The organism is Thioclava sp. F34-6, from assembly GCF_002213235.1.
GTDB lineage: Bacteria > Pseudomonadota > Alphaproteobacteria > Rhodobacterales > Rhodobacteraceae > Thioclava > Thioclava nitratireducens.
This window is the reverse complement of sequence record NZ_NBOA01000030.1, coordinates 1-2,340: the sequence shown is the minus strand read 5'-3', so window position 1 is coordinate 2,340 and position 2,340 is coordinate 1. Positions and strand designations below refer to the sequence as shown.

Sequence of the window (2,340 nt, the reverse complement as noted above, 5' to 3'; positions counted from 1 at the left end):
TCCACTCCTCTTCCAGCCAAGGAAGCGTAGCGGAAAACTCCAGCTTCAAACGGTCCAGTTTCCGGGGATCAGATCAACCTATGCCCGCAATGATAGCAACGTTTGGTGGGAAGGCTGTTCATCCCATTAGGTCAGCTCATACTGCCACTACCGTGGCTGACTATTGCTCCGCCGTTTACACCATCGGCTGTAGAGCGTTTTATGAAGGCCATAAGCAGCAGGAGCGTCGCACCTGCGCAAGCCATTGCAGTTGATGAAGATAACCCTGCTAAGCACCCGCTTGTCGTCAACTAGGGACTAGCACATCGTGCGGTCATAAGCTTCATCGTCCAAACGGTGGAACAGCTGACCGGCAAAGAGGTATCGCGCCGTCGGCGCCAATGCCCTTAAATAGATACGCGATGGCAACCTAACGATGGTGATCAACAACAGCCCACTTAGCAAAGGCACCGATGAGTAGCTCGATAATCTCATCGAAAGGTCCTAAGTATGATAGGCTAGCCGGCCCCCGCGCACAGGTAAGCGCAGAGGCGTATTGATTCCCGACTGTTTTTGTTCTAAATATGATCACATGACCTTTCATCGAGAGTTGGGTTGAAAAGGCCGTTGGGTGTGTCGCAGCCTCAATGGCCTTTACTTTTTCACGGCGCCGAAACAGCGCAGCGCGCGTTCGAAAGCAGGCTGCCGCACTGCGTTTTGAGATGCTGGCGGCGCCCTCGTTGCATCACCACTGCCATGCTCCCTCATATCGTCGTTCAGTTGACTGGTGCGCCGCCTCTGCGCATCTTCGCCTCGATAGCCCGTTTCGTCGTTAGGAGCGCGCGCGAAGCCAGAAAAGATCGAGTCACGAATGCGGTCGATATGAAGAAGTTGCTTCGCGTAGCAGACATTGATGTAAAGCGCAGCAAACGACCGCATTCTGTCTCGAACAACCCGACTCGTCAATTTTGGCCTTTTGTGGACATTCGCGCGACAGCCATTGCTGCCGCGCAATGCCTCCGAACCGTAAGCAGTGTCTGAGCGGCACGACGTCAAAGTTTGCGACAAAACCCTCCTTGCACGACCCAGTTCCTTGGGATCAGCGTCGGCGTCAAGGAACCTGCGAAGAACAACAATCCCAAGGCAAGGGGCAGCATGTAAAGGCGGATCCCTGTCATGCACGGCCTCCCTGCGCTTGGTCGGTTTGCCAGCCGGTCAGCGCATCCAGCAGTGCGACGGCGATGGCGGCTGAGAAGGCGCCCGTCAGAGTCAGAACTATGCGGGTGAAAGTGGCGTATCCCGCATCCTGCGTGCTGAGCGCCCCGGCCACGAGCGCCAGAACGACCGAGAAGGCGTATTGATAGACCATGCTGGGATGCGGACCGAACAGCATCTTCTGGCCAAGCCAGAGACCGCAAAGGAAGATCAGCCCCAGAATGATCGGCAGATACGGCGCAAGGATGAACAGCGCAAGAATGGCAAGCGTCAGTGCGCCACCGCAGAGCGTTGCGCGCACCCGCTGCAACGCCTCGGAAAGGACGGACTCGCGTGTCGGAAACACCAGAACCATGGCGGCAACTACTGCCATCATCATGTCAGAGGGCTCCATCACCGCATAGAGCCAGAAGCTGAGGCCAAGAAGGACGGTGGCCCGGATGATGGCACCGGTGACCGTGTTGCCTTGCCCCGGCATCGGATCGTCCGTGTGCCTTTCGCGGGTCTGTGCGGGCACCAGCAGATAGACAATCGGACCGACCACCAGCGTGACGACAGCAGCCTGCAAAAAGCCGTCGCGCAAAGTTTCGACCGTGGCGCTGCCGTGCATTCCCAACCCCCAGATGACGGTCACATAGGCCAACGGCATCGGGCGCAGCGAGACGACCAGCCACGTCATGATCCAGGGCAGGACGATCATGGCGACCACCCCTCCGATCAGCTTGGCCGGATCGAACGCCCGGCGCTGTGCCGCTATCAGGCCCACTGGCAACGCCGCGATGATCGGCGGCAGCACAGGGTCCAGCAGGGGAATGGCTGCGTAGGTAAACGCCCCGGTCAGACCAAGACGGATGCCGTAGTTGGGATCCTCGCGGGGCTTTGTCGCAAACTTCTGCGGTTGACGCGAGGGGGGCCGGAGCCAGACGTTGCGTTCATCCAACAACACCAGATAGAGGCGGAGCGATGATCTCGTTCAAGAGCGCGCAGTTTCCGAAGGAAGTGATCCTCTTCGCAGTGTTCTTCTATGTCCGCTACACGGTCTCGTATCGTGGCCTCGAAGAGATCATGGCCGAGCGAGGCGTACGAGTTGACCATGCGACGCTGAACCGCAGGGTGACCAAGTACTCGCCGCTGATCGCAGTTTCG

2 protein-coding genes and 2 pseudogenes are annotated in these 2,340 nt (G+C 58.3%); 1 reads left to right on the top strand and 3 read right to left on the bottom strand.

The annotated features are described in order from the left end of the window. Nucleotides 1-180: 180 nt before the first annotated feature. The 3 genes and pseudogenes from B6V72_RS19090 to B6V72_RS18875 form a co-directional block, all read right to left on the bottom strand. Nucleotides 181-291, bottom strand: a pseudogene (locus B6V72_RS19090) (IS5/IS1182 family transposase); the annotation flags it as partial. Nucleotides 292-633: 342 nt separating this feature from the next. Beyond that, nucleotides 634-918, bottom strand: a complete 285-nt coding sequence (locus B6V72_RS18880; RefSeq protein WP_088736366.1) for a hypothetical protein — start codon at nucleotides 916-918, stop codon at nucleotides 634-636. Between the two features lie 235 nt (nucleotides 919-1,153). Next, entirely contained in the window at nucleotides 1,154-2,134 is a 981-nt protein-coding gene (locus tag B6V72_RS18875; protein WP_088736365.1) for an FUSC family protein, read from the bottom strand. Nucleotides 2,135-2,157: 23 nt separating this feature from the next. Here B6V72_RS18875 and B6V72_RS18870 point away from each other — a divergent pair. Next, nucleotides 2,158-2,340, top strand: a pseudogene (locus B6V72_RS18870) (IS6 family transposase); the annotation flags it as partial.